General features: G+C 64.9%; 23 protein-coding genes. 10 read left to right on the forward strand and 13 right to left on the reverse strand.

All coding sequences use genetic code 11. The features are described from left to right. Nucleotides 1-63 precede the first annotated feature (63 nt). On the reverse strand, nucleotides 64-855 hold the full coding sequence (locus AB4099_RS28810) for an extensin-like domain-containing protein (protein ID WP_441480619.1): 792 nt from the start codon (nucleotides 853-855) through the stop codon (nucleotides 64-66). Nucleotides 856-859: 4 nt separating this feature from the next. Next, on the reverse strand, nucleotides 860-1,843 hold the full coding sequence (locus AB4099_RS28815) for a L,D-transpeptidase (RefSeq protein WP_441480620.1): 984 nt from the start codon (nucleotides 1,841-1,843) through the stop codon (nucleotides 860-862). Between the two features lie 336 nt (nucleotides 1,844-2,179). On the opposite strand from AB4099_RS28815, the gene AB4099_RS28820 reads away from it, so the two are divergent. Next, nucleotides 2,180-3,751: a S10 family peptidase gene (locus tag AB4099_RS28820; RefSeq protein WP_441480621.1), complete on the forward strand. Its 1,572-nt coding sequence runs from the start codon at nucleotides 2,180-2,182 to the stop codon at nucleotides 3,749-3,751. Between the two features lie 139 nt (nucleotides 3,752-3,890). After that, on the forward strand, nucleotides 3,891-4,907 hold the full coding sequence (locus tag AB4099_RS28825) for a PAS domain-containing protein (RefSeq protein WP_441480622.1): 1,017 nt from the start codon (nucleotides 3,891-3,893) through the stop codon (nucleotides 4,905-4,907). Nucleotides 4,908-5,070: 163 nt separating this feature from the next. On the opposite strand, the gene AB4099_RS28830 is transcribed toward AB4099_RS28825, so the two are convergent. The 7 genes from AB4099_RS28830 to AB4099_RS28860 form a co-directional block, all read right to left on the reverse strand. Then, nucleotides 5,071-5,865 (reverse strand): DUF899 domain-containing protein, encoded by a 795-nt coding sequence (locus AB4099_RS28830; RefSeq protein WP_113517189.1) that lies wholly within the window; start codon nucleotides 5,863-5,865, stop codon nucleotides 5,071-5,073. A gap of 330 nt (nucleotides 5,866-6,195) precedes the next feature. Then, on the reverse strand, nucleotides 6,196-6,639 hold the full coding sequence (locus AB4099_RS28835) for a DUF6691 family protein (protein ID WP_113517190.1): 444 nt from the start codon (nucleotides 6,637-6,639) through the stop codon (nucleotides 6,196-6,198). After that, nucleotides 6,636-7,043, reverse strand: a complete 408-nt coding sequence (locus AB4099_RS28840; RefSeq protein WP_162768320.1) for a YeeE/YedE family protein — start codon at nucleotides 7,041-7,043, stop codon at nucleotides 6,636-6,638. The genes AB4099_RS28835 and AB4099_RS28840 overlap by 4 nt, the downstream gene beginning before the upstream one ends. Further along, nucleotides 7,037-7,333: a sulfite-sensing transcriptional repressor BigR gene (gene bigR, locus AB4099_RS28845; RefSeq protein ID WP_113517233.1), complete on the reverse strand. Its 297-nt coding sequence runs from the start codon at nucleotides 7,331-7,333 to the stop codon at nucleotides 7,037-7,039. Before bigR ends, AB4099_RS28840 begins: the two co-directional genes overlap by 7 nt. Nucleotides 7,334-7,365: 32 nt before the next feature. After that, the gene (gene blh / locus AB4099_RS28850) at nucleotides 7,366-8,664 is read right to left on the reverse strand and encodes a bifunctional sulfur transferase/dioxygenase Blh (RefSeq protein WP_441480623.1); all 1,299 of its coding nucleotides are present in this window, start codon (nucleotides 8,662-8,664) and stop codon (nucleotides 7,366-7,368) included. A gap of 79 nt (nucleotides 8,665-8,743) precedes the next feature. Next, nucleotides 8,744-9,382: a L,D-transpeptidase gene (locus AB4099_RS28855; RefSeq protein WP_441480653.1), complete on the reverse strand. Its 639-nt coding sequence runs from the start codon at nucleotides 9,380-9,382 to the stop codon at nucleotides 8,744-8,746. A 50-nt stretch (nucleotides 9,383-9,432) separates the two neighbouring features. Further along, the gene (locus AB4099_RS28860; RefSeq protein ID WP_113517193.1) at nucleotides 9,433-10,050 is read right to left on the reverse strand and encodes a DsbA family protein; all 618 of its coding nucleotides are present in this window, start codon (nucleotides 10,048-10,050) and stop codon (nucleotides 9,433-9,435) included. Between the two features lie 173 nt (nucleotides 10,051-10,223). Between AB4099_RS28860 and AB4099_RS28865 the strand changes: the two genes are divergently transcribed. Both AB4099_RS28865 and AB4099_RS28870 read left to right on the forward strand, forming a co-directional pair. Continuing rightward, nucleotides 10,224-10,889 carry a response regulator gene (locus tag AB4099_RS28865; RefSeq protein WP_113517194.1) on the forward strand — a complete coding sequence of 222 codons (666 nt, stop codon included), beginning with the start codon at nucleotides 10,224-10,226 and terminating at the stop codon, nucleotides 10,887-10,889. 10 nt (nucleotides 10,890-10,899) lie between these two features. Next, nucleotides 10,900-12,243 carry an ATP-binding protein gene (locus AB4099_RS28870; protein ID WP_441480624.1) on the forward strand — a complete coding sequence of 448 codons (1,344 nt, stop codon included), beginning with the start codon at nucleotides 10,900-10,902 and terminating at the stop codon, nucleotides 12,241-12,243. A gap of 59 nt (nucleotides 12,244-12,302) precedes the next feature. On the opposite strand, the gene AB4099_RS28875 is transcribed toward AB4099_RS28870, so the two are convergent. The 3 genes from AB4099_RS28875 to AB4099_RS28885 are packed head-to-tail and all read right to left on the reverse strand — an operon-like array spanning nucleotide 12,303 to nucleotide 14,964. Continuing rightward, nucleotides 12,303-12,731: a DUF411 domain-containing protein gene (locus AB4099_RS28875; RefSeq protein ID WP_113517196.1), complete on the reverse strand. Its 429-nt coding sequence runs from the start codon at nucleotides 12,729-12,731 to the stop codon at nucleotides 12,303-12,305. Between the two features lie 20 nt (nucleotides 12,732-12,751). Continuing rightward, the gene (locus AB4099_RS28880; RefSeq protein WP_441480625.1) at nucleotides 12,752-14,203 is read right to left on the reverse strand and encodes an ATP-binding protein; all 1,452 of its coding nucleotides are present in this window, start codon (nucleotides 14,201-14,203) and stop codon (nucleotides 12,752-12,754) included. Next, nucleotides 14,200-14,964 (reverse strand): response regulator, encoded by a 765-nt coding sequence (locus tag AB4099_RS28885; RefSeq protein ID WP_441480626.1) that lies wholly within the window; start codon nucleotides 14,962-14,964, stop codon nucleotides 14,200-14,202. Before AB4099_RS28885 ends, AB4099_RS28880 begins: the two co-directional genes overlap by 4 nt. 171 nt (nucleotides 14,965-15,135) lie before the next feature. Between AB4099_RS28885 and AB4099_RS28890 the strand changes: the two genes are divergently transcribed. From AB4099_RS28890 to AB4099_RS28915, 6 genes are read left to right on the forward strand one after another with little or no spacing between them, the layout of a single operon-like run. Further along, nucleotides 15,136-15,351 carry a hypothetical protein gene (locus AB4099_RS28890; protein ID WP_441480627.1) on the forward strand — a complete coding sequence of 72 codons (216 nt, stop codon included), beginning with the start codon at nucleotides 15,136-15,138 and terminating at the stop codon, nucleotides 15,349-15,351. Continuing rightward, nucleotides 15,348-16,856, forward strand: a complete 1,509-nt coding sequence (locus tag AB4099_RS28895; protein WP_441480628.1) for a TolC family protein — start codon at nucleotides 15,348-15,350, stop codon at nucleotides 16,854-16,856. Before AB4099_RS28890 ends, AB4099_RS28895 begins: the two co-directional genes overlap by 4 nt. Nucleotides 16,857-16,874: 18 nt before the next feature. Then, a complete protein-coding gene (locus AB4099_RS28900; RefSeq protein WP_113517199.1) occupies nucleotides 16,875-18,311 on the forward strand; it encodes a multicopper oxidase family protein in 1,437 nt (478 codons plus the stop codon). A gap of 32 nt (nucleotides 18,312-18,343) precedes the next feature. Then, complete coding sequence (locus AB4099_RS28905) at nucleotides 18,344-18,832, forward strand: cupredoxin domain-containing protein (RefSeq protein WP_441480629.1); 489 nt, start codon at nucleotides 18,344-18,346, stop codon at nucleotides 18,830-18,832. A gap of 31 nt (nucleotides 18,833-18,863) precedes the next feature. Further along, nucleotides 18,864-19,157, forward strand: coding sequence for a copper-binding protein (locus tag AB4099_RS28910; RefSeq protein WP_113517237.1), 294 nt, complete (start codon nucleotides 18,864-18,866; stop codon nucleotides 19,155-19,157). Nucleotides 19,158-19,207: 50 nt separating this feature from the next. Then, nucleotides 19,208-19,453, forward strand: a complete 246-nt coding sequence (locus AB4099_RS28915; RefSeq protein ID WP_441480630.1) for a hypothetical protein — start codon at nucleotides 19,208-19,210, stop codon at nucleotides 19,451-19,453. Nucleotides 19,454-19,559: 106 nt separating this feature from the next. Here AB4099_RS28915 and AB4099_RS28920 read toward each other — a convergent pair whose 3' ends face one another. Further along, nucleotides 19,560-21,071 carry a tripartite tricarboxylate transporter permease gene (locus AB4099_RS28920; RefSeq protein WP_113517202.1) on the reverse strand — a complete coding sequence of 504 codons (1,512 nt, stop codon included), beginning with the start codon at nucleotides 21,069-21,071 and terminating at the stop codon, nucleotides 19,560-19,562. Between the last annotated feature and the right edge of the window lie 6 nt (nucleotides 21,072-21,077).

Genomic DNA, 21,077 nt, shown 5'->3' on the forward strand with positions numbered 1-21,077 from the left:
ATGCTCAGCTATCCGCCGAAGGAGCCCGGTAAGCGCTGACAGGGAGTGAGAACGGGCAGCGCCTCATTCGACCACCCACTGACAAATCCGGAACCCGCGCGGGCGCTGGCGCATGTCGAGATGGAGATGGTCTTTGTGGGAACTGTCGGCTCCCGGCCCGAGCACGGTGGTGAACCGTTGACAGGCGCTCTTCTGCACGGCTTCGCGCGTTGAACGGGATAGAGGCTCCTTGCCAGCGAATGTCACGGCGCGACCATCCTGCATCAACAATCCGCCGACATCGAAGGCGTTGCCGCTCGCGTGCTCGCTGATCGGCGCTGTCGTATCGCCGTTTCGCGCCCGGCAGGCATAGCCTCCCACGCCGGACAGCTTCGCAATCCGGGCGTTCTCCCGGCTGGCCAGCGCAGCGAGATCGTCGCGGACCCAGGCGAGAAGCTCCAGCGCGAAGGGACACCGTACAGTGATCGCGCTGTCCAGTTCGACCCGGGAACCGTCCTGCATGACCAGTTGCTGGAATGTAACCGGGTCATCGATCGCGCATTCGCCGGCGCCTGCGCCGCCGGAGGGCAGCACGCCTCCTCCGCGCTCCTCGAACGTCCTGATGCAGCTCGACGGAGCCGCCGCCCCGCCCGGTTCGTTCACCCCCTTGCCGTCTGCCGGCTCAACCTGCTGTGTCAAACCGGACGGCCGCCGCGGAGGCAGCGGTGCGGCAACGCGTGCCGGATCGGGTTGAGAGACGCCTTGCTCCTCGGCTTGGCGATCACGGGCAAGCGCTGCGAAGCCGAGCATGAGGAGCGAAAGATCGAGGCACAGCGCTATTACCGCAAGGTCATGCCGGCCCTGGCGGGTTCTCACGATTTCAATCCAGGAACTGCACCGGCACACCGGGGCGCACGAGGTCGGCCAGTTCCTCCGCGTCCCAGTTGGTCAATCTCACGCAGCCATGTGACGTCGTCTTGCTGACCCGTGATGGTTCCGGCGTTCCGTGAATGCCGAATGTCGGCTCCGACAATGCGATCCAGATGGTTCCCACCGGACCATTGGGCCCGGGCGGCAGGACGAGGGTTTCTTCGTTCTTGCCCTGCTGGAAGTTCTTGTCGGGATCGTAAGTGTATCTCGGGTTCCGCGCGATGCGTTTAACCGTGTAATGGCCGGTCAAAGAAGGAGTGTCGCTGCTTCCGATCGTTGCCGGATAGCTGGCAAGGATCGTCTCGCCTTCGCCATAGACGACCACCATTCCCGTGCTCTTGACGACATCCACCCGTTTGGCGGCGCCCCTCTGGAGCGAACGTCCGGCGGAGGTGACGTAAATTCCGCTGCCGGCGTCGGTGAAACCCTGGCCTGGGTTAAGGGCGGTCAACAGCTTTTCACTCATGTGAAAGCGTTCGCCGAGCATCTCCTGCGGGCTGGTGTAGGAGAGCCGCTTCATTCTTGCCTGCTTGGCGTAATCGCGGGGGATGGCGTCCGCGAAATCGTATTCCGTATCTCTTTCGGACAGTTTGTATTCGACTATGACATCCTGAACGGTATCGCCCCTGAGGCTGAGCCAGACGCCCTCGTCCAGATCGTCGCCTTCCCCGAGTTTCTCCTGTCGCCGAAACTGCCCGACGGCCTTGCGGAAGTTCTCGCCATCGGCGCCGTCGATCTCACCCGGTGAGATGCTGCGCCGACTGAGCAGGGCCTGGGCCTTCACGATGAACGGATCGGGTCCGGTCGCTTTGGGGTGCGTCCACGCCGCAAATGTCGCAGCGTTGACCTGATCGGCTGTGAGAGCCAACGCCGGGGCTGCACCGAGTCCAAGAAGAACGACCAAGGTCGTCATGCGCAGATCAATGTGCTTCATCGATCATACCCCGAAGAGGTCACATCATATACGGCCGAAGAGGAATGATGTTCCCTGAGCCGCACTCCATGAGCGGCCGGTGACTCAGTCTGTCGACATGCCGGGTTAGTTGGGTGCCGGCATTGCCAGAGGCCGGCGCCGCCCCACCAGCATCCGACCGATGCGAATTGCACGACCGGCAGCATTCACACTGGAGTACGGTGCCAGCCCATCGCCGGGAGACATCGATTCAAAGAAAGACCGTCGGTGCAAAATGCTAACGGCTTCGTGATGCGACGTTTGACAAGTTGCGCGCCGGATCAGCTTAAGCTCGTGGCCCTGTCATTGGGGATCTTCATGAGATTTCGCGCATTAGCAGCATTCGCCCTTGCCGGGCTGTTCTCGCTTCCCCTGACTGTCATCGATCAAGCGTGGGCGCAGGAGAGTGCACCGGCGCGGCGAGATCAGGGCCCGGCAGAGGCTCAGGGCAAAGGGCAGGATTCCCGTCCAGCGACCGGCCAGGGCGTGCCCCTGCCGCAGCCTTCCGTCACGCGCCACGAATTGATCCTGCCCGGTCGTACGCTGCGCTATACGGCCACCGCCGGCTCCCTGCCGGTCAGTGATCAGTCCGGCCGCAAACTCGCCGAAATCGCCTATATCGCCTATGTGCTCGACCGGGGCCTGGGCGTCCCCGCCTCGTCGCGCCCGGTTACATTTGCCTTCAATGGTGGTCCTGGTGCCGCCTCGGCCTATCTCAATCTCGGCCTGATGGGACCTAAGCGGCTGCCTTTCGGCCGGCAGGGCGACGCGCCGTCCATGCCGCCCCTCATCGTCGACAATGCCGATACCTGGCTCGACTTCACCGATCTCGTCTTCATCGACCCGGTGGGCACGGGTTTCAGCCGCTTCGCCGCCGGCAATGACGACGCACGCGGACTGCTCTGGTCGGTCGAGGGAGACTACAAGTCGCTCTCACGCTTCGTCACCAACTGGCTGCGGTTGAACGACCGCCTCGCTTCACCGAAATTCCTCGTCGGCGAGAGCTATGGCGGGTTCCGCGCACCCAAAGTCGCCAGCGAGTTGCAGACCGGCGACGGTGTCGGCGTCTCCGGCATCGTGATGCTCTCCCCGGTGCTCGACTTCACCTACCAGCGCGACGCCGGCAGTTCGCCGCTTCGCTGGGTGGTATCGCTGCCGACGATGGCTGCAGTGAAGCTGGAGCGCGAAGGCAAACTCTCGCGCCAGGCCCTGGCAGAGGCCGAAAGCTACGCCGGCGGCGACTATCTCGCCGATCTCCTGAAGGGGCCACGCGACAGCGGCGCGACCAAACGACTGACCGACAGGGTCTCAGCGCTGACTGGGCTCGACCGGGCTCTCGTGGAGCGCATGGGTGGCAAGGTCGATGCCGGCACCTTTTTGCGTGAACTGGACCGCAGCAAGGGGCTGGTCGGTAGTCCTTATGACGGAAATGTCGCTACCCTCGATCCCGATCCCGAAGCCGCGCGCGGCAGGGTACCGGACGCCGTGCTGGGCGCGATCACCGCCCCCCTGACCAGTGCCATGCTCAGTCAATATGCGAGCGACCTGAATTGGCGGCCCGAAGGGCGCTATTTCCTGTTGAACGAAGAGGTCAACCGACGCTGGAGTTACGGCCAGGGTCGCGGCGACCGCGAATCCATGCGCGAGCTCCGCAACGTGCTCGCGCTCGACCCACGCCTCGAGGTCATCGTCGCACACGGGTTCACCGATCTCGTCACGCCGTATTTCGAGACCAGGCTTCTCCTCGATCAACTCCCCGCCTTGGGCGATCCTGGGCGGGTGAAGCTGCAGGTGTTCCCCGGCGGCCACATGTTCTATTCGCGCGACGCCTCGCGCGCCGATTTGCGCGAGGCTGTCCGCGCTATGATCGAAACCCGCCAGGGATTGTGAGGACGACCGGGCCTCGCGCGGAAGCGCGTGCTCTCCAGCTGAATCACAGGGAATGCACTTCCGCTATGTCCAATGACATTGCGGGTGGCCAAGCACGGCGACATATAGGATTCTGCGCCGATCGAGCCAGGACAAGATGTTGAACGACCCAGGTGAATCGGCAGAGAGCAAGCTTCGCGCTCGCGAAGCGGAGCTCGCGCGCATTCAACGCATCGGGCAGATCGGCGGCCTGGAAGTAGACCTGCGCCACGGTGAATTCAAGAATGTGCGCTCGCCGGAGTATCTGGCCGTCCACGGCTTGCCGCCGGACGCGATCCATGAAAGCCACGAGGCCTGGGTCGCCCGGATTCATCCCAGCGACCGCGAGCGTGTGGTCAGCCATTTCCTCGCTACCGTTAAGAGTCCTGCCACCGAGTATGAAGTCGAGTATCGCATCGTCAGGCCAAGCGACGGCCAGACGCGCTGGATCCTCGCAAAGGCCGAAATCACCAGGGACGAGCATGGCGGCGCGGTTCGCCTCGTCGGGGCCCATATCGACATCACCGCAAGGCGCCGCGCCGAAGAGCAGCGTGAGCTGATCGCCCGCGAGCTTTCGCATCGAATCGCGAATATCTTCACCGTTGTGAACAGTCTGGTGCGGATGGCTGCCCGCTTCGAGCCGGCGAGCAAGGGCTTCGCCGAGAAGCTGCAGAGCCGCTTCCAGGCCCTGCATCGCGCCCATGCCTTCGTCGTCAACAAGGAGATCGGCGACGGTGGATTGACGCTGCTACTGGCGCGCCTGCTCGACCCTTATCGGGAGGGGTACGCAGATCGCGTGACCATTCGAGGTGAGGACGCTGCGGTCGGCTCAAGCGCGGCAACTGCGCTGGCGCTGATTTTTCATGAGCTGGCGACCAATGCGGTCAAGTATGGTGCGCTTACCAGCGAAAGCGGGTCCGTTTCGGTTTCCACTGAGGTGCGGCAGGAGCAGCTTTTCATAACCTGGCACGAGATCGGCGGCCCCAGCGTGGCCAAGCCTTCCGGACAGCCGGGCTTCGGCAGCGTTCTCGTCGAACGGGCGGCGCACTCTCAGCTCGGCGCCAAGATGCAGTACCTTTGGCTGCCTACCGGTTTGGTCGCGGTGATCGAGGTGGGCCTCGCCGATCTGCGTCGCTGAAGCGCCGTCGACCTCTTATGGCATGACCGACCACGCCCGCAGAACTCGCGTCGGCGGGAACCGCGTCGCAGCGTTCAGGACACTGTTCCAGGCGCCTGAACGCTCATCGGCAGCGCAGGCGTAAAGCTCCCCGGCAGAATTCGGAAACGGCGTGAGGCACGGCTCACGCCGTTGGATCTGCATTTCGGTCCCGGAATGCGGCCTCCCCGGCATCGGACACCTCGACCCATTTTTTGTCGGGCGCCGCGTCGGCAACGTAGCTGTCGTGCCAGTTCCACCACTTATAGGTTGGCGTCTGCGGATAGCCTGCAGGAGAGTCCTCCCAGACCTCCTGCCGGCCCAGCGGCGTGATGTCGAGATAGTTCCAGGTGTTCCCCATCTGCTCGTCGCCGCGGTTGTTGATGAAATAGGTGCGAAACACTCGGTCGCCGTCACGATAGAACACGTTCGTGCCGTGCCACTCGTCCACGCCGAAATCGGCATCGAAACCGTCGGTGAGGGTGAACCAGGGCATCGTCCAACCCATGCGCTCCTTCAGCTGTGCGATATCCGCTTGCGGCGCACGCGAGACGAAGGCAAGCGTGGTGTCGCGGGCGTTCAGGTGGGCGAGATGCGCAACCTGGTCGGCCACCATGGAGCAGCCCCGGCAGGCATGGTCCGGCCAGCCAAATACGCCCGGTTCGAAGAAGGCACGGTAGACGATCAGCTGGCGCCGACCGTCGAACAGGTCGAGCAGGCTGGCTTTGCCTGCAGGCCCCTCGAACGCATACGCCCTCGTCACGGCCATCCACGGCATGCGCCGGCGCTCGGCGGCCAGGGCGTCACGGGCGCGGGTTAGGGCTTTTTCCTTCAGGAGCAGATGCTTGCGGGCCTCCTCCCATGCATGTGACGGCACGATCGGTGGTGTGTGGATGACGGGTTGTCCGGCTTTCCGCCCGCTCTCGGCTGATTGTGTCATGGCCTTTGAAACCTCCTGGTCAGGCGATCTCCCGCGCCTTCAGGACGCGGCAGGTTCCCATTTGACGCTCATCGCTCGTCCTTGATCGCCAGAGAGTTTGGCACCGCAAATCGAACAGTGGGAGTAACAAGCGTGGCGATATTCGGATGGGGTCGCTGATCGCAGGCGCGGGACCGTACTCGAAGCAGAGCGCCCTTACCGATCTGCCCTTGCCACTCGCGGGGCTCGCCGCGATCGGGCCGACCGCTCAAACTCGTTTGAGCGTCACTCCGTGTCTCTATGAATCCGAGTGTGGGTGGAGTGCTCCGATCCGGCCGGATACGGATCGAATTAACGGCGAACGGCCCCCACGGCGACGAAGCGGTCATGAATCGTCATGCCGGCCAGCATGGCCGCGACGAACAGTACGACCGGCAGAAACCCCATGGAGAGGGCGGCAATCGCCGGCCCCGGGCAGAAGCCGGCCATTCCCCAGCCGAGCCCGAACAGGGCAGAGCCGAGGATGAGCCGCCGGTCGATCTGTCCGGGCGGCGGGATATGGAAATGATCGTCAAGGACGGGACGCTTCATTCGCCGCACCAGCGCCATCGCGCCAAGCGCAACGGCAAGAGCGCCGCCGAGCACGAAGGCGAGGCTCGGGTCCCAATGACCGCTCCCGATATCCAGGAAGCCGATGACGCGGGCCGGGTCGAGCATGCCCGACAGCGCGAGGCCGAAGCCGAACAAGGCGCCGGCGACAAGCGCGACGAACAGGCGTGGCAAGGGCTGTGTCATCCGACGAGCCTCATGAGGGTGGCCGCAGCGATTCCGGCCACCAGGAAGATGGCGGTCGCGGCAATCGAACGCCGGGAGAATCGCGCAAGCCCGAGGATGCCGTGGCCCGATGTACAGCCCGAGCCCATCCGCGTGCCGAAACCGACCAGCAGCCCGGCGATCAGGATGGCGGGCAAGGAGGCGACGATCGTCACCTGCGGCCAGCGGCCAAAGGCGATGGCGAAGAGAACCGGACCAGCCAGGAGCCCGATCACGAAGGCCGCGTTGGCTGGTACCTGCGCGCCCTGCGCCAGCCGACCCACGATGCCGCTGATGCCGGCGATCCGTCCATTGAGAAGCAGCAGCAACGCCGCAGAGAGCCCGATCAGCAAGCCGCCGGAGAGCGAAGGCCAGTAATTCATGATTGCGGGCCCTCCGGCTGGCAGAAGATCTCATAGAGCGCACCGATCAATTGCGCCGCCTTGTCTGCGGTCAGGCGATAGAAGATCTGCTTCCCCTCCCGCCGGGTCTCGACGATCCCCGCCTCCCGCAGCACCGTGAGTTGTTGCGAAAGCGTCGGCTGGTGGATATCGAGCCGGCTTTCGAGCTCGCCGACCGCGTATTCTCCCTCGGCAAGCATGCATGCCAGCATCAGCCGCACCGGGTGGGCCATCGTCTTGAGCAGTCCCGCGACCTCGTCCGCGCGGGCCGCCATATCGACTGGCTTCGCAACCTCGCTCGACAGGCTCACCAGACCGCCCCTTCCAGCGCATCGAGCGGAATCCTGAGATAGCGCCGGCCATTGTCTTCCGGCTCCGGCAGGCGCCCGCCCCGAATGTTCACCTGCAGCGCATGCAGGATCAGCTTGGGCATCGGCAATGTCTTGTCGCGTGCCTCGCGCAGCGCGACGTAAGCCGCCTCGTCCATCCCCGCGACATGCGGGTTCGCCCGCCTCTGCTCTGCGACCGTACTCTCCCAGCGCGGCTCGCGTCCGCCCGGCCGATAGTCGTGACCGGTGAAGAGTCGCGTCTCGTCGGGCATCGCCAGAATTCCCTGGATCGAGGCCCAGAGCGCTTTGGCGCTGCCGCCGGGGAAATCGGCCCGGGCGCTGCCGGAATCCGGCATGAAGAGCGTGTCATGGATGAAGGCGGCATCGCCGATCACATAGGTGATCGAGGCCAGCGTATGGCCGGGCGAGAACAGGACATGGGCATCGATCGAGCCAAGCTTGAAGCGGTCGCCATGAGCGAACAGCCGGTCCCATTGCGAACCATCCGTCGGCAGCGCCGGCCAGTTGTAGAGCTTCTGCCAGAGCTTCTGCACCTCGACCACATGCGCACCGATGCCGGTCGGCGCCCCGGTCTTCTGCTTCAGATAATGCGCGGCCGAGAAATGGTCGGCATGGGGATGCGTGTCAAGAATCCACGCGATCGTCAGCCCCTGCTCCGCGACATGCGACAGGATCGCATCGGCGCTCGCCGTGCTGGTCGCACCGGATTTCTCGTCATAGTCGAGCACCGGGTCGATGATCGCACAGCTCTTCGTCGTAGGGTCCGAGACGACATACTGGATGCTGCCGCTACGCGGCTCGTAGAACCCCTTGACCTCGGGCCGGGCAGGTACCGCTCGTGCCGCAAGCCAGGCTTGCGCACCCTTGAGGTCGAAGCCGAGGCGCTCGCCGAATGCCCGGACATCCGCCGCCTCAAGACGCCCGTCGAGAACCTCGCCCAGTGCGTGCAGCGTCAACGCACGCGTTCCGGATTTGCAATGGGCGAAAACCGGTCCGTGCGCCGACGCGACGGCCGTCTGGAATGCCCGCACAGCGGCCTCGGTGATGGTCGCGCCGGTGACCGGAATATGCGCATAGGCAATTCCGGCTTCAGCCGCAGCGGATGCCTCAGCCTCGGTGCCGGGCTGGCCGGCCTCCTCGCCATCGGGCCGGTTGTTGACGACCGTCGCGAAGCCTTCGGCCGCGAGCTGCGCGAACTCGGCAAGCGAAGGCTGGCCACCAATGGTGAGCCTGTCGCTGATCCTGACGGTCGCCATGGGCGTCGCTCCTCTTGCGGGTTTTCAATATACAATATCATATAATGTATATTGAAAACCCGCAAGAGGCGTCACATGATCAGAGCACAACCACCCTGGAGCCGCCGGCGACGCGATTATACAGGTCGATCACATCCTGATTCATCATCCGAATGCACCCGGACGAGACGGCCTCGCCAATCGTCCAGGGCTCGTTGGTGCCGTGGATGCGATAGAGCGTGTCCTTGCCGTTCTTGAACAGATAGAGCGCCCGGGCGCCGAGCGGATTGCTCGCACCGCCTGCCATGCCGCCGGCCCATTTCGCATAGCGGCCAGGCTCGCGCCGGATCATGTCCGGCGTCGGCGTCCAGCGCGGCCATTGTGCCTTGCGCTCGACACGCGCCGTCCCGGTGAATTCAAGCCCCTCCTTGCCGACACCGACGCCGTAGCGCAGCGCCTTGCCACCCTCCTGCACGAGGAAGAGGAAGCGTGCCTCGGGATCGACGACGATCGTCCCAGGCTGTTCGCGGGTCGGGTAATCGACGAGCTGGCGCATATAGGCCGGCTTCAGGTCCTCGAGCGAAACGGCCGGAATGGAGAAGCGTTCATTGTCGAGCGCCGCATAGCGCTCGGCCGCCAACGGATCGACCGCCGGGGTCTTCACGATCTGCGGAGGCGGCAGTGAGGTCGTCGTGCAGGCGGCAGCCAGAAGCGGAAATCCGACGACGGAGAGGACCATCCTGACCGCCTTGCGGCGCGATGGCAGCACCGCCGAACAAGTCTGCAGCCTCATTGTGCCGCCTGCTTTCCGCGTGCATCGGCAACGACCTGCTTGAAGCCCTTGTAGTCGAGCGTCGAGGTCCGGAACGGTCCGACCAGGTAGGCCGGCGTGCCCTGCAAGCCCAGCGAATCCGCTTGCGCCAGATTGCGCCGCAGCTGTGCCGTGATCTTCTCTGCATTCGCATCGAGATCGGCCTGCAGGCGGTTCATGTCGACGCCTGCGCCCTTGACCGCAGCCAGGATCGTGTCCTTCGAGCTCAGCCGGCCGGGAAGCCCCATCAGAGCCTTGTGAACGGCCTCGTAGCGCCCCTGATAGCCGGCGCCGAGCGCGATCTGCGAAGCAAGGACGGAGGATTCGCCCAGGATCGGCCATTCCTTGTAGACAAGGCGGATCTTGCCATCCTCCCTGACGACGCGCGCGAGGTCGGGGGCGGATTTCTTGCAGTAGGGGCAATTGTAGTCGAGGAAGGCGACGATCGTGACATCGCCCTTCGGGTTCCCGCCAGCCGGTGCTTCGGGATCATTGAGGATGCCTTCGACATCGATGGTCTGGGCCATCGCCATGGGCGAGATGAAGGGCGCAGCGGCCAGTGCGGCCGCAATACGAATGAGGTTTCTGCGATTCATGCTGGGTTCCGCTCAGGCTTCCGGGTCCGGCTGGACGAATGAGGTCTGGCACCGCACGGCACGCCGGACGGCATGCCATGCGCTACGCAAAGGATGCCCCCGGGTCGGAAATCCACCTTAAGCCAGCCTTAAGCCGCGCCAGCGAGGGAGGCGTGGCCAATGGAGGGAACGAAATGCGTATCCTCGTCGTGGAGGATGATCCTGTTCTGTCGGACGGGCTGAAGGTCGGGCTCGGGCTTGCCGGCGCGACGGTGGACCGCGTCGAGACCTGCGCCGAGGCGCTGGCCGCGCTCGCGACCTCCTGTTTTGACGCCGTGGTGCTCGACCTGATGTTGCCGGATGGGTCCGGGCTCGACGTGCTGAAGGAGATGCGAGGCAGGTCCGACCGCACGCCCGTCCTCCTCCTGACGGCGCTGGACGAGGTCGCAGACCGGATCCGCGGCCTCGATGCCGGCGCTGACGACTATCTCGGCAAGCCCTTCGATCTCGACGAGCTGGCGGCCCGGGTGCGCTCCGTGGCGCGCCGAAATGCCGGCCGCGCCGCGCCGGTCATGGCTGCAGGCGCGATCATGCTCGACCCTGCAACGCTTGCTGCCAGCGTCGCCGGGACCCCCGTCACACTCTCTCGGCGCGAATTCGCGGTTCTGTCGGCACTCATGGAGCGTCCTGGCGCGGTCCGCTCGAAGGGTGAAATCGAAGACCGGCTCTACGGCTGGCAAGAGGATATCGAGAGCAACGCCGTCGAAGTCCATATCCACAACCTGCGTGCCAAGATCGGCCGCGACGCGATCGAGACCGTGCGCGGCCTCGGCTATCGGATGAGACAGGTGACGAAATGAGGCCTGGGCCATGAGCTCCCTGCGCAAGCGCCTCTTCGTCATCCTGATTGCCGCGACCGGGCTGATCTGGCTCAGCGCGGTCGCCTGGATCTATCTCGACAGCAGATCCAAGCTGGAGCATGTGCTCGACACCCGCCTGCAGGAGGCGGCGAAGATGGTGCATTCGCTGGTCGACGCCGGCCGGATGCCGGAGACCGCGATCGCCGGCCTGCCGGGCGCGACGGTTGAGCCCGCGTTCTATGAGCGCCAGCTATCCTGCCAGATCTGGTCGCTCGACGGCCGGCTGGTTGCCCGATCCAGCGGCGCGCCGGGCTCCCAGTTGACCGATCAGGCTGCCGGCTTCTCCGATCGAACGGTCGATGGCGAACGCTGGCGGGTTTACGCGGTCGAAGATGCCCAGAAGGGCATCCGCGTCATGGTCGGCGATCGCATCGGCTTGCGCCATGGCCTGGTCAACGACCTGATCGCCGGGCTTCTCGCTCCCGCGCTGCTGATCGCCCCGCTGCTCGGCCTGCTGATCTGGTTCAGCCTCGGCCGGGGCTTGCGCCCGCTCGCGACCATGGCTGCGGAACTCAAGTCCCGTGACGCCGAGGACATGCGCCCCCTGGCGGCAGCCGAAGCCCCCATCGAGGTCCGGCCGCTCGCACAGGCGCTGAACGGCCTGTTCGACAAGGTCGCCGCCGCCCGTCGCCACGAGCGCGAGATCACGGCCTTCGCCGCCCATGAATTGCGAACCCCGCTGGCTGGCTTGAAGACGCAGGCGCAGATCGCGCTGGCCACAACCGACGCCACGATCAGGGAAGGCGCGCTGCGCCAGATCCTGATCTCAGTGGACCGGACGGCCCGCCTCGTTCGGCAGCTGCTGACGCTCGCAAAGCTCGAGACGGAACAGCAGGGACCCGCCACGGGCCGCGTCCGGCTCAGCGGACTGCTCGCCGAGATCATCGACAATGCGACTCCGGCGGCCGGCATCGACGTCGAAATCGACCCTGGGCTCGCAGCCCTGGATGTGCCAGGCGACCGCGAGAGCCTCGCCCTGGCGCTGCGCAACCTGCACGAAAACGCGATCCAGCATATGCCGCGCGGAGGCGTCGTGTCCTGGCGTCCGACGGCCGATGGTCGCGGCATCGCGGTATTCGACCAAGGCCCCGGTATCCCCCAGGAGGAACTCGGCCTCGTCACGCAACGCTTCTACCGCGGTCGCCACAAGAGCGCGACAGGCACGGGGCTCGGCCTGACCATCGTCGAGATCGCCGCCAGGCGCGTCGGAGCGCTGCTCGTCCTGAGCAACCGAACCGACGGCCCGGGACTGCAGGCAGCGCTCCTCTGGAGCGACGGTTCGCTGCAGCGCTGAAGCATCGGCCCGAAAGGCGGCTTGCGCTATTCGGGCCGCTGCAAAGACAGGTGCTTAGGTCAGTGCTTCGCGAAGACCGTCGTCTCGCCATCTGCCCCGACCAGAAGCGTCTCATACCGGTCCGGCGTCACGCCCTCGACCTCCATGCCGGGAGACCCGACGGGCATGTCGGGCACCGCCAGGCCGATTGCAGCCGGCTTGTCCTGCAGCAGCTTGCGGATGTCCGGGGCCGGCACATGGCCTTCGATGAAATATCCCTCGATGATCGCGGTATGGCAGGACTGGACCTTGTCGGGCACGCCGACCATGCGCTTGCTCGCCGCCATGTCCTTGCTCTCGATGACCTTGGGCGAGAATCCCGCCTGTTCGAGATGCTTGACCCAGGACTTGCAGCAACCGCAGCTCGGGCTGAGATGGACCTGGATGGACTGGGCCGCCACCGGAGCGGCGAAGAGCGCGAGCGTCAGCGCGGTAGCAAGGGTTTTCATCGTTCTCTCCAGATAGAAAGTCATGAGCGGGCCGGATTCGCAGCCGGCAAGGGAAAGCGTCCCATCGTCAGCGCATCCGCGAATTGCTGTTCGCTGGCGGCGAGCGTCGGCAACGTCACAGCGACCCGCAGCCCTCCCTCGGCCCGGTTGGCGAGCAAGATCTCGCCGCCATGCGCATGAATAACGGCGCGCGCGATCGTCAGGCCGAGACCGGTGCCGCCGGTTTCCCGACTGCGCGATTCCTCGAGCCGAACGAATGGCAGGAAGGCACGCTCGACCTCGTGTTCGGGAATGCCCGGCCCGTCATCCTCGATGATGAAGCTCAGGCCGGTCGGTGTTTCCGAAATGACGATCGAGACCTGGTCGCCGTATTTCACTGCGTTACCGATCACGTTCCAGAAGGCCCGCTTCAAGGCGAGCAGCCGCCCGAGCACGCGGCCATGACCCAGTCCGCTGAGCGTGATCATTCGCCCCTGATCGATATGGTCGTCGACGATGGTTTCGATCACCGAGACGATGTCGAGTGGGCGGATCGCCTCGCTGGAGACGCCGCCGCGCAGGAACTCGAGTGTCGAATCGATCATCGACTCCATTTCGGAAAGATCGGCATCGACCAGATCGCGCGTCGGCTCGTCTTCCATCAGCTCCGAGCGCAGCCGCAGACGCGTGATCGGCGTGCGCAGGTCATGCGAGACCGCCGCGAGCGCCTGCATGCGCTCGCCGACGAGGCGCTGGATGCGCTCGCCCATGGTGTTGAAGGCGCGCGCCGCCCGGCGCACTTCGGCGGGGCCGGCCTCGCTGAGCGGTGTCGGGGCCTGGTCGAGGCTGAAGTGTTCGGCTGCCAGCGCAAGGTCGCGCAGCGGCCGCGTCGCCCAGCGCAGCAGCAGCACACCGATGACGATGATCGCAACGCCGAAACAGATCATGATCGCCAGCACGTTCCAGTCGGCGTGCTGCGCGGCCCCGAGCGTCGTCGAAGAGAAATTGACCCAGGAGCCATCGTCCAACCTGACCGAGACCAGCATCATATGGCGATCGGCATCTCCCTCTCCGGCCCCTCCCTCTCCGGCACTTGGCGCCCCGCCATCGGCATAGCCCAGACGAAAGGATTCCGATGCGAGCTCAGGCGCGAGTTCCTTCAGCCGCGCCGCCATCGCCTGCGTGCGTTCGGTTTTCGGCGCGGTGCCGAGGACGAGGCTGACATTGCTCCAGTGCACCTCCAGGCTCGCGCTCGACAGATCATGGGCGACGCGATCGCGCTCGGCATCGTGCACGTTGCCGGCAATCGCGCGCTTGATGGTGACGATACGCTCCGCCAGCGCCTTGTCGCGCTGCACATTGGCCATGCTGTCGACGCTGACGCGATAGGCCCAGTAGCCGGCGAAATGGAAAGCCAGCAGCGCCGCAACGAGGATCAGGATAGCGCGGCCCGCAACCGTGTCGGGCCAGCGCGGACGGAGGGATCTGCTCATGCCGGCTCACCCTCGCGCGCCTGCACGGTCGGCGTGAACATGTAGCCCGAGCCCCGGATGGTCTTGATCAGCTGGCTGCCATTCGTATCCGCCTCGAGCTTGCGGCGCAGGCGGCTGATCTGGACATCGATCGTCCTGTCGAAAGGGTCGTCACTGCTGCGCGTCTTGGCGAACTGCATCAGCGCCTCGCGCGAGAGCACCCTGTTGGCGTGCTCGGCAAAGGCAAGCAGCAGGTCGAACTCGCCAGTCGAAAGATCGACCAGCGTTCCAGACGGCGACAGCAATTCCCGCCGGCGCAGATCCATCGTCCAGCCATCGAAGCCGATCTGCTCGCTCGCGCGGTCGCTCGGCTCGCCGCGGCGGATGCGCGTGCGCCGCAGCACGGCCCGAACCCGCGCCAGCAGCTCGCGTGGACTGAACGGCTTGGTCACATAGTCATCGGCACCGACCTCGAGCCCCTGTATGCGGTCGCTCTCCTCGCTGCGGGCCGTCAGCATCACGATCGGCACCGACGAGATCCCGCGGATATCGCGGCAGAGTTCGATCCCTGAACGGCCCGGCAGCATCAGGTCGAGAATGACGAGGTCGATTTCGCTGCGCTTGAGGATGTCGAACATCGCATCGCCGTCGGCAGCTTCGCTGACCTGATAGCTGTGCCGCTGCAGGAAGCGCGCGACGAGCAGCCGGATCTGCGGATCGTCGTCGACCACCAGCACATGGCCGTGATCCTCGGCCTGAACGCTTGCAGGGATTGGGTTCAACTTCGGTCTTCCGACTGGACGGGCGAGGACTGATCGGTACGCGGCTTGAAGGGCAAGATAACGCCTGCTTGCGCCAAATGCGCGGATCGCTTCGCAACAATTTGTAACGGACGCGGCCGGAGCGCCGTTGCTAGTCAGACGTCACCACGCCGCTGGAGACGCCGAATCGCAATGATTGCAAGACCACTCCTCCTCGCAACCCTTGCGATCGTGCTCGGCGCCTGCGCCGGCAAACCCCTTCCTGACTATCTCGCGCGTCCGGCCGATCCGAGCATGAAGGTCCCCGCCCTCGCCTATCAGAGCGTCACCGCCGGCAACACCGTGCTGCGCCCGGCCGAGCCGAAGGACTGGCGTGAACTCAATCGGCGCGTTGGACCGCAGCCATGACCGAAGGACCGATCACTGTGGCCATGCCTGCGTCCATCTCCTTCCGGTCGATCACGCTCTTCCCGTCGGTTTCCCGCCTCGCCCTTGTCGCAGGCATGGCCGTGCTGCTTGGCGGTTGCGCGACCTTTTCCAGCGATGGTGGCGTCGGCCCGGCGCAGAATCTCGCCTTCAGCGAGCTGAAGAAGGACGTGGTCAAGATCAATGATGCCGCGGCGGCGATCAGCGCCAAAGCTCGGGTCGACCAGCTGCTGAGGAAGCCGCTGACGGCCGATTCCGCGGTGCAGATCGCGCTGCTCAGCAATCGCGGCCTGCAAGCGGCCTTCAATGATCTCGGCATTGCCGAGGCGCAGATGGTCGCGGCGAGCCTGCCGCCCAATCCCCGCTTTGGCATCTCCAAGCTTTCAGGACGATTTGAACTGGAGATCGAGCGCCAAGTCGCAGGCAGCCTCTTCGCGCTTGCGACATTGCCGGCGCGCGCCGCAATCGCCCGCGAGACATTCCAGACCGCACAGTTGCGCGCCGCCGAAACCGTGCTGAAGCTGGCAGCCGACACGCGCCGTCAGTATTACCGGGCCGTCGCCGCCAATGCGCAGGTCGGCTTCTTCGAGCAGGCCAAGAACTCCACCGACGCCGCCTCCGAACTGTTCAAGCGACTCGGCGAGTCCGGCGGCATCAACAAGCTCGATCAGGCCCGCGAATTCGCCTTCGATGCCGAGCTCGGCGCCCAGCTCTCCCAGGCACGCCTGCTGCAGCGCCAGGAACGCGAACGCCTCGTGCGGCTGCTTGGCCTGTGGGGCGATGAGCTGAAGTTCCAGATCCCCGGCAATCTTGCGCCCCTTCCGCAAATCCAGAGCGTCAAGGCCATCGAAGCCGAGGCCCTGCGCAAGCGCATCGATCTGCAGATCGCCCGCGGCGATCTCGACGCGCTGGCGAAATCGCTTGGCCTCACCAATGCGACCCGCTTCGTCAACGACGTCGATCTGCTCGGCCGGCGCACCTATGACCGCGGGCGCAGAGCTCTGGCCGACGGCGACGTCGAGCGGGAGGCGAAGCGCAGCACCACGCTCGAGCTCGAGATCGAGATCCCGATCTATGATTTCGGACAGTCGCGCGTCGTCCAGGCCGAGCAGAACTATATGCAGGCCGCCAACAAGCTGGCCGAGAGGGCCGTCAATATCCGCTCGGAAGCACGCGAGGCCTATACCAGCTATCGCGCCACCTATGACATCGCCCGGCAATACCAGAACAACGTCCTGCCGCTGCGCAAGATCATCCAGGACGAGTCGCTGCTGCACTATAACGGCATGCTCGTCGATGTGACGCAGCTCATCACCGACGCGCGCGGGCGCATCCTTTCGAATGTCGCCGCGATCAATGCGCGCCGGGATTTCTGGATCGCCCACACCGACCTCAAGCACGTCGTGATCGGCGGTGGCGGCACCGGTGGCGGTGGAGCCACGGCCGCCGCGAGCACCGGTGGCGACGGCGGCGGCGCAGGCCACTAGCGAGCAAGGAACGACACCATGACCATGTCACGCAGAGGCTTCATCGGCTCGTCCGGCCTCGTCCTTGCCGGTGCGACAGCCGTCTCCGGCCGCACCGCCTTCGCTTCCGTCCCCGAGGCGCCGACCATGACGGACGCCTCGACCCAGGCGCCATTGGTTCCAACCAGCGGGCCGGATTACCAGCCCGTCGCCACCTTGAACGGTTGGACCCTGCCCTGGCGGATGAACGGCGACTGGAAGGAGTTCCATCTCGTCGCCGAACCGGTCGAACGCGAGCTCGCGCCGGGCATGAAGGCCTATCTCTGGGGCTATAACGGCCAGTCGCCGGGCCCCACCATCGAGGCCGTGGAGGGCGACAAGGTCCGCATCTTCGTCACCAACAAACTGCCCGAGAACACGACGATCCATTGGCATGGCCAGCGTCTGCCCAACGGCATGGATGGCGTCGGCGGGCTGAACCAGCCGCATATCCCGCCCGGCAAGACCTATGTCTACGAGTTCCTGCTGCGGCGCTCCGGCACCTACATGTACCACCCCCATTCGGACGAGATGGTCCAGATGGCGATGGGCATGATGGGCTTCTTCGTCGTTCATCCCAAGGACCCGGCCTTCCGCCGAGTCGACCGCGATTTCGTCTTCCTGCTCAACGCCTTCGACATCGAGGCCGGCTCCTATGTGCCGAAGGTCAACACGATGCTCGACTTCAACCTGTGGTGCTGGAACAGCCGGGTCTTCCCGGGGATCGATCCTTTCGTTGTGGCGAAGAACGACAAGGTGCGCATCCGCTTCGGCAATCTGACGATGACGAACCACCCGATCCACATGCACGGCTACGAGTTCAAGGTCTCCTGCACGGATGGCGGCTGGGTCGACCCTGCAGCGGCCTGGGACGAGGTCTCGATCGATGTCGCCGTCGGCCAGATGCGCGCCTTCGACTTCGTCGCCGATGAGCTCGGCGACTGGGCGATCCATTGCCACAAGTCGCACCACACCATGAATGCCATGGGCCACTCGGTGAAAACCTATATCGGCGTCGGCAAGAAGGACATCGCCAAGCGGATCGCCAAGATCGCGCCAGGCTACATGCCGATGGGCTCCAACGGCATGGGCGAGATGGGCGCGATGGAGATGCCCCTGCCGAACAACACTCTGCCGATGATGACGGGCTTCGCGCAGTTCGGCCCGGTTGAAATGGGCGGCATGTTCTCGGTCGTGAAGGTCCGCGAGGGCCTCGCCAAGAACGACTACAAGGACCCCGGCTGGTTCAAGCACCCGGAAGGCACCGTCGCCTACGAATACAAGGGCGCCAAGCTGACCGAGGCCCCCCGTGCGACACCGCCCGACAGCGGCGTGCAATCAGCCGACTGGCGCGTGAAGGATCCACGCAAGCCTCGGCTTGGCCCGGATGGCAAGCCGCTACCCGCGGCCAGGGCCGGCGGCCATTCCAATCACTGAGCGTCGATCGACACCCCTTCGGGAGAGGAACCATGTCAAAGCAGTTCACGAAACTCGGGTTGGCGGCTGTGGCCGTCATGTTCACCGCCGCAGCAGCGCTGGCCGGTCCTGGCGGAGCCGGGCATGGCCATGGCGACGAGACCGCCTATGGCAAGCCGGGCGATCCCAAGAAGCCGGCCCGGCTGATCCAGATCGCCATGGCCGAGCGTGAAGGCAAGATGCAGTTCATCCCGGACAGGATCGAGGTCCGGCGCGGTGAGCAGATCCGCTTCCAGCTGCGCAACAATGGCGAGCTTGATCACGAGCTGGTCGTGGCGACGCTCGAGGAGAACCTCAAGCACGCCGTCGAGATGCAGAAGAACCCCGACATGGAGCATGACGACCCGAACGCCAAGCGCCTCGCCCCGAAGAAGACGGGAGAGATCGTCTGGCAGTTCACCAAGGCCGGGCAGTTCGATTTTTCCTGCCTGATCCCCGGCCACCGCGAAGCCGGAATGACCGGCACCATCACCGTCAAGTGACCACTGCAACCCTCACATCACGATGGAGACCATGATGCGCAGACTTCTCACGATCGCACTTGTCAGCGGCAGCCTTGCTGGCGCGGCCCTGGCGCAGGACGCAGCTCTGGTGAGCGCGACGGTCAAGAAGGTCGATATGGCCCAGGGCAAGATCACACTTGATCACGGCCCGATCAAGAACCTCGACATGGACGGCATGACGATGGTGTTCAAGGCCGCCGACCCGGCCATGCTCAAGGAGCTGAAAGCCGGCGAGAAGGTCAAGTTCACTGCTGATCGCGTCAACGGTCAAATCACCGTCACCTCGCTGCAAAAGGCGAAGTAAGGGCACCGGTGGCCCGGATCCCGGCAGCCAGCGGGCGCGATCGACTCTGCGTGGCACTCGCTGCCCTCGTCATATCCGCTCCATCCACGGGCGCCGCGAGCGATGGCGACCTGCAACGCGCCCTGCTCGCATCCGGCTGTGCCAACGCCAAGGTCACCAGGCTGCCCGATCAGGGCAAGATCGTCATCTACCGGGCGAACTGCCTCGGTACTGAGCACAAGGTGATCGAGCTGGTCTGCATCGCTGGTCGTTGCACAGCGAGCGGGCCCTCCCCCGAGGACGAGCGGGACGGGTAGCCGAGCAGCCCCTGCCGACAGTCCGCGCAGGGGAAAGCGCACAATAGAACGAAGGCCGGCAGCGGGATCGTCGCTGCCGGCCTTCTTTGCTGGCTTCAAGCGAGGTTCACAGGTCCTGTGGCATGGGCCTTGCCGGATCCTTCGGCGCCCGCAGCGAGGCGATGATCGTCCAGGCGATGATCCCGACCGTCACCGCCGCGAGCACGGCAGCGATCGGCCGATTGACCAGGCCGATCAGGCTGCCGTCGGACTTGATCATCGAGTTGATGAAATACTCCTCCAGCAGCGGCCCCAGCACCACGCCGAGGATGACCGGCGCAACCGGAAAGCCGTTCTCCTCCAGCACGAAGGCAAGCGCACCGAAGGCCAGCATCAGCCCGACATCGAAGAGCGAGTTGTTGATCGCGTAGGAGCCGACAATGGCGAAGAGCAGGATGATCGGCATCAGGATCCTGCGTGGCACCTGCAGCACCCGCGAGGCCACCTTGATGATCGCCCAGCCGAGCGGCAGCATCAGCAGGTTGGCGATGACGAAGACCAGGAACAGCGCGTAGACGTTCTCGGGATTGTTGACGAAGATCGTCGGCCCTGGCGCCATGTTCTTCATCATCAGGACACCGATGGCGATCGCGGTGATCGAGTCGCCGGGAATGCCGAAGACGAGAGCCGGAATCCAGGCGCCGGCAAGCGAGCTGTTATTGGAGGCGCCGGCCTCGATCAGCCCTTCGGGGTGTCCCGTGCCGAATTTCTCGGGCGTCTTCGAGAAGCGCTTGCTCATCGCATAGGACATCCACGCCGCCATGTCGGCACCGCTGCCGGGCTGGATGCCGACGACGGTCCCGAGCGCGCTGCCGCGGATGAGCTGCCACGGGTATTGCTTGGTCAGCCGCCACATATTGGCGAAGATCGGTCCCATCTTCTTGATGACGATCTGCGGCGCGCTGCCGTCCGAGATCATGTGGCGCATCACCTCCGAGCAGGCGAACATGCCGACCATCATCGGGATCAGTGAAACACCGCCGAGCATCTCGGTGGAGTCGAAGGTGAAGCGCGGCTGGCCGGCCGGATTGTTCATGCCGACAAGCGAGATCATCAGGCCGATCAGCAATGCGATACAGGCCTTGAGCGGCGTCGAAGAGCCAATGAAGACGGCCCCGCCGAGACCGAGCATCACGATCCAGAAGAACTCGACCGAGCCGAAGCCAAGCGCGAAATCGGCGATCGCCGGGGACGCCGCCATCATCACTGCGGTTCCGAACAGGCCACCGAGAACCGAGAACCAGAGCCCGATGCCGAGTGCGAGTTCGGGCTCGCCCCGCAGCGTCATCTGATAGGAATCGTCGACATAGGCCGCCGAGGCCGGCGTGCCGGGAATACGCAGCAGGCAGCCCGGAATATCGCCGGAAAAGATCGCCATCGTACTGGTCGTGACGATCGCGGCGATGGCCGGGACGGGCGGCATGAAGAACGTCAGCGGGACCAGAAGCGCCGTCGCCATCGTCGCGGACAGGCCGGGAATACAGCCGACGACGAGGCCGTAAATGGCCGAGGCGGTGATGACGGCGAGCACATAGGGATCGAGCACCATCCCCAGCGCGGTGACATAGGCATCGAGCATGGCAGC

This window comes from Allobosea sp. 2KB_26 (assembly GCF_052115715.1).
Taxonomy (GTDB): Bacteria; Pseudomonadota; Alphaproteobacteria; order Rhizobiales; family Beijerinckiaceae; genus Allobosea.